Consider the following 5334-nt stretch of genomic DNA (forward strand, 5'->3'; position numbering starts at 1 on the left):
ACGCCATTGCGACCATACCGTCCGCCACGGCATCGTCACGCCGCTCTGGAGCAGTTGCCGGGCGACTTCTGTGCGTCCGCTGGCCACGGCGGCATGGTGGAGCCACGACACCCACTCACCCTGGTCAGCAGGCTGAACTCCTTGGCCTTCGAGAGCGCGGACATCGGCAGCGATACTGAGCATGGGCACGCCGTCGGGAAAGGCGATGCCCAATGCCTCCCACATCGACGAAGCCTGACTGTTCGCCAGGGCCGTCCCCTGTGTAAGGAGGCTGTCCAAGTCCCCTGCCAGTGCCGCGTGCACAGGCAGGGCTTTCGCCGCATAACGGCCTACCTCTCCCAGCTCGTGCCACGCTCGGCCGGGCCCCGAGGCGCCCAACTGCTCCGTGAGCAAGTCTACGATGCGACCTTGCTCTTCTTGGCTGGCTGGATGGCTCCGGCGGTAGCTCAGAGTGAAGGACGGATGGCGGAAACCAACCCCTGATTCCCTTGACCCGTCGTGCAAAAGGAGAGTCTCCGGCATGTCCCTGATGATTCCGCGCAGGTCGGCCTCGGTCGGAAGGTCGCCGGCCGGTTCGACTGCCCGGACGAGAAGTTGCCACACGGGCAGCGGAGTGATCGGCAACTCAGAACGACTCAAGGCCTGAAGAGCCCGTTCCGCCGGGGAGTGATCCTCAAGTGATCCCGCCGTAGCGCCAGAATCAGCTGTCTCGCGGAGCGCGATCGTCGTGCTGTAGGAAGGCGGAGCTCCGAGAAGATCCGAGTCCCATTCGATGGCTATACGAAGGGAGGCACGCGGGACCCACAGGAGCCTTCGCAGCAGAATCCGTCCGATTCTCGATGGCTCGGTTGAGGTGACGAGTGAGCCGGCCCACTGCGCATTGGTCAACAGCAGGATGTGATCACCTCTGACTTCTGTGTGCAGCACATGGCGCGGCCAGCGCCGACCCGATGGCCTCGGGGCGCCGCCTGTTTCGGTCACAATGCGCCGAGCCACCTCATCAGCGGTCAAGCCCGCGCAGTCCAGCAGGACCGCTCCATCAATCCTTTCAGCGGCGGCTCTGATGAGCTCGGACTTCCCGCAGCGAGCAGGGCCCAGCACGATGAGTGGCCGCTTGCGGTTCGGTGACGAGGCCGCCCACTCTTCGATTCTTTGCAGGTCGTCGGTGCTCATGGTCACGATGGCACGTCCTCAATCCGGTCGAATGGCGGTTCCAGCGGCCGCGTTCAGGATGTGCCTGTTTAGGGGTTTCAGCTAGTTGCGGCTGAGGGGTGAAAGGTAGGGGTGACGACGAGGTCTGGTGGTGCGATGTCGTCACCCCTACCTTTCAACCTCAGCGTCATCGGGCATCGACAACCGTGTACCACGCTCAGCACGGTCGCCTTCGCTGAGCCGCTGGCTTCGACGGCGAAGATGCCGCGAGGCTGGTTGCCAGGGAAGGCTCAAGGATTCGTACTCGGTCGGATCGATCCAAGCGGGGTGACATCGCATTCAGTGTCCGGAGGCCATACCGGTTCCCACATGCCGGGCGTCCGGCCAGGTGCCGGCGAGTGCCTCGCCGGTCTTGGCATCCGGTACGCGATGCCTCTGTTCCCAGCCCACCTGTGTGATCACGACCGATCGCCCGGGCGCAGTAGCCATGGGGGCCCGGTGAGCTGATACGGAGGGGTGGGCTGTACGAACGCCACTCATCGTTCCCGGTGGCCGCCGGGAGCACACCCTGGGCCCCGCTGCGTCCGCCTGCTCCGAGATACCGGCTGGCCCTCGTAATGCATGATCACATTGCGACCCAGGGATTCAGCTCTGTGTCGAGGGCATGCTCCCATATGAGGGCGTCCTCCGTGACCGGGTCGATCTTGGTGGCCCATTCCTGCAGGCTTTCCAGGGCATCGTCGCGCTCGTAGTTCGTGGCGAAGTCACTGACCAGGAACTCATGGCACAGCCGGAGCAGAATGAAGAACTTTCGAAGGCTACTTGCCAGGACTACATCGTCGTAGCCTGTGCTGCCGTCCTGGACGACTGCTCCTGTCTCTCCATCAAGGAGGATGTTGCCTCCGGTCCAGTTGCCCAAATGATAGAAGGGGCCTGAGAGTTCGGTCGGTACCGCATCGTCCGCCCACCGGAGGGGTACAAGACCTGTTCCCGCCGCATCGATCGTGTTCATGAAGGGCAGTTGGTGGGACAGGGCAGGCAGCCCTGTCTCCATGAGGAACTGGCGGCTCTCCTCGTGCGTGAGTCCGGACGGCAGTTCATCTTCCCGTAGGCGCCGGCAAGTTCCGCGGCCGAAGGTCGCCTCCAGCCATTCCCGGCTCGGCGCACCCTTCGTCAAAGCCGGTGCGGGGCATTCCCACACGCTGGCCCTGGTAATGGGCTCCTCCATGAAGGCGGACGGCATGTGGGACAGATGCGGCTGCTGTTCGGGAACGGTTTGCACGTCGACGACGAAAGTTCCCGATGATCCAACGAGTAGCCAGTGCCCAGATTCCAGTCGCTTTGACCGGAAGTGGCTGAAGTCGTCGCGGCTCCTGTTGAATATATGGCGGACAGGTGGCACCAGTTCAGGGAACGGCCAGCTGGGGCTCTCTGTAGCCTGAGCTGCTATGTCCTTTGCCCTGGTCGCCCCGCTCGACGGGTGTCCCAGTGCCCCGTTGTCCGATTTCCCGAAGCGACCGAACATTCCGTAGGGGCGGCAGTTGGACCAGATTGTTCGCCAGGGTAGCCGTGCTCCGGCTTCTCGTACGATCGCCTCCGCGAGGCGTTCCTCTCCGCGGCTCAGCGCGCAGTGGTGCAGCCAGGCAACCCACTCCTCTTGTGGCGCCGAGTCCAGCCCTAGCCGTTCCAGGTAGTGGATGTCCTGGGCGATGCCTCCTGGGGGGATGCCGTCGGGCCATCTGGCGGCGAGGGCCCGCAACAGGTCGGCCGGATCGAGGTTGGCCAAGACGGTGCCGTTGCTCAGAACCTCATCGAGCAGGCCGGCCTGGACAGCATGGAGTCCCAGAGTGCGTGCCGCGTATGCCCCGACAGGCCCCACCGAGCTCCAGGGTCCGCCAGCGCGTTGATCAAGGGAACGCAACAATGCGGCGAAGATTGCCCCGTGATCAACCGGCCGTAGCTTTCGGATCCGATGGCGTAGCGACTCCCAGCGAAAACTGACTGTGACTTCCCCTGTTCCGTCGGAAGACCTGTCGACCAGATCCCCAAGGTGGTCGGCCAGCCTGGCCAATTCCTCATCCGAAGAAGGGATTTCAAATGTGCGGCACAACTCTGCCCACACCGCGAGCGGCGTGTCGCGGAGTTCCGACGCGGCAAGCGCCCACAACGCCGGCTGGACCGTGAGCAACGCTGTCAGTTCAGCCGCTTGGACCTGCTGATCTCCGGGCGCCTGGAGAAAGAGCTCATTCTCGGACGGCAGAAAGAGCCATGGTTCGTCCGCCTCGCACTCAATGACGAACCAAATCATCGGCCGCGCGGATCGGCGGAAGTGGCTCACCATGTCCTGCGTGATCCGACTGGCTTCGTTCGACGTGACGAGGCTGCCCGCCCAGTGCACATTCGCCAGTAGAGCAACTCCGTCCCCCGTGATCGCTCGAGCGGCGGCGGCCAGTGAGTGACCCTCGTGTGCGGCACCCCACTCCTGCAGGAGATGCCGGGCGATGTCACCTGCCTCCATGCGCTGACAGTCCAAGTAGACAGCGTGCGGCATTCGTTCGGAGAGTTTCCGGAGCAACTCGGTCTTGCCTGACCCGGCCGCGCCGCGGATCGCGAGTGTCGGATCCAGGCGATGAGGCGTCGCCAGCCAGTCCTCGACCTGCTCCAGGGCCCTCTCAGGGGTCAACTCCATCCGATCCTCGATTCACCGTACTTCTCACCGTACTTCTCGGATTGCCAGTCCCACATTAGGTCATGATCACGGAAGATCATGAGGTGCCGCCAGCGGCGGTCTGCCATACCCTCAACCACTCGCCGCGGTACTGGACCATCTGTTCGTCGGTGATGCCCTTCACGCGTTTACGCTCCGCATTGTCGGCCTTCTTGCCCTTTTCGATGGCCGCAGTGCGTTCGGTTTCGCTGGCGTACTCCTTCGCCGCAGCTTTCGCTTCGTTCCCCATTTCGCCCGCGCGGTAGCCGATGCCGTAGGAGATGCGAAGATCGCTCTTCGGCGGGTTCTCTTTCAGCTCGGCGGGACGCTTGTTGCGGTCTTCGTTTCTCCTGGCGCGGGGGGTGTCGTCGTCGCGTTCTCGGTCGTAACTCAGATAGTCTGAGCAGTTCGCTCCGCCTGTGCCGGTCCTGTCGCCGCATGGTTCGAATTCTGTGTACAGGTTGACTGCTTTGTATTTTCCCGGCTCCAGGGATTCCACCTGCCGCATCCACTCGCCAAGATGAGGTTCCGAGTGATCCTGATGGTAGTATGCGCCGGGCGAAATCGACGTGTCTATGACGTAGTGCACCTCGGTCTTGCCGTCTACTTGTTCGTGAACTTCGAGTACGGCGTAGTTCTTGCCTGACATGTCAGGTCTTAGATCGCCGTCCTTCTGTTGACCCCAAAGGTCGTCGAATTTGTCCTGGGCCTTCTTCCGTGCCGCCGCATCATTTCCTGCCTCTTGGGAAATTGCGTACTTCCGGGCGCGGACGTCCAGAGGCCCCGAATCCTTACTGTCATCGCCGCGACGGACTCTGTGATTCTCGTGCATGCCGACGCCCGGGAGCGGGTTCATGCCCCGGTCCACTGCCTTTTCTCTGCGTCGATCTGGGTCCGCTTCTACCGGATTGTTTCCGACGGCATGCGCCGCATGGAAACCGCTGCTGATGCGTGCGATACCGGCTACGACTGCCATCTTCTGGTCATCGTTGAGCTGTCGAAAATCATCCCCGAGGATTTCGTTGAGCCGCGACTGGGTGACATGTCCGTTGTCCCGGGCTTCGGCCACTACGCGATTCAGGGAACCGTCCGCGGCCCAGCGATGGGCATTTTTGAGTACTGGCCCGAGATCGACCTGGGAGACGTGGTGTGTCGTCCGCAGAGTGGCCTGCGAGCTTTCGAGAGGCATTCCTTCATGGAGGTGATCGGCTCCTTGCCGTTCGCCGAAGGGCGTGGAGCCTCGAACTTGTTCGGGGTCGAATCGTTTTGGTGCGTCGGGGTCATCGGGCTTTGTGCCCGCGGGGTCTTCGGGCGGGCGGCGATCCGATCCGGCGGGCGTGGTCGCTGCCTCCCGACGGGGTTGTCCATTGCTGTCTGCCGTGGGCGTACTTTGCGTCACCGGCTGCCGGTTGGAGTCCAGCGGAATCGCGAAGACCCCGTTGTTCCCGCTGTGCAGCGGCTTTGAACTCTGCTGT

The 5334-nt window shown here is 63.0% G+C and carries 2 protein-coding genes and 1 pseudogene; all 3 read right to left on the reverse strand.

The window, feature by feature from the left end; genetic code table 11:
• A pseudogene (locus tag AQJ67_RS48085) lies at positions 1-1173 on the reverse strand (AAA family ATPase); the annotation flags it as partial.
• A gap of 604 nt (positions 1174-1777) precedes the next feature.
• Positions 1778-3841, reverse strand: a complete 2064-nt coding sequence (locus tag AQJ67_RS44145) for an SUKH-4 family immunity protein (protein WP_062725832.1) — start codon at positions 3839-3841, stop codon at positions 1778-1780.
• 76 nt (positions 3842-3917) lie between these two features.
• Positions 3918-5334, reverse strand: a 1417-nt coding sequence (locus AQJ67_RS48090; RefSeq protein WP_159058954.1) for a hypothetical protein, incomplete at its 5' end; no start/stop codon positions are given.

Origin of the sequence: Streptomyces caeruleatus (genome assembly GCF_001514235.1) — a bacterium.
In the GTDB taxonomy this organism is placed as follows: domain Bacteria; phylum Actinomycetota; class Actinomycetes; order Streptomycetales; family Streptomycetaceae; genus Streptomyces; species Streptomyces caeruleatus.